This window comes from Geobacillus sp. ZGt-1 (genome assembly GCF_001026865.1).
GTDB lineage: Bacteria > Bacillota > Bacilli > Bacillales > Anoxybacillaceae > Geobacillus > Geobacillus thermoleovorans.
In genome coordinates this window covers 157087-157463 of record NZ_LDPD01000018.1, presented here as the reverse complement: position 1 = coordinate 157463, position 377 = coordinate 157087, and the positions used below count along the sequence as shown (strand labels likewise).

At 55.2% G+C, this 377-nt stretch carries 1 pseudogene; it reads left to right on the top strand.

From position 1 onward, the window contains the following. A pseudogene (locus VU18_RS19805) lies at positions 1-377 on the top strand (galactose-1-epimerase); the annotation flags it as partial.

The window sequence follows — 377 nt, the reverse complement described above, 5'->3', positions numbered from 1 at the left end:
ATCAACTGGCGAAAAACGAACACAACAACCACTTGCACGGCGGGCCGAACGGATTCCACCGCGTGCTGTGGCAGGCCGAGCCCGTTCAGCGCGACGATGCGGTCGGCGTCGTCTTTTCGTACACAAGCCCGGACGGGGAGGAAGGATACCCGGGAACAGTTCATGTTCAAGTGGAATATTGGCTGAACAATGACAACGAATGGATCGTCACACACCGGGCTTGTTCGGACAAAACGACGCTCGTCAATTTGACGAACCATACGTATTTTAACCTAAGCGGCAACGGCAAGCGCGATATATTGGACCACACGCTGACAATCCAAAGCTCGCGCGTGCTCGAATTGAATGAGGAGCTCGTTCCGACAGGCCGCGTCTTG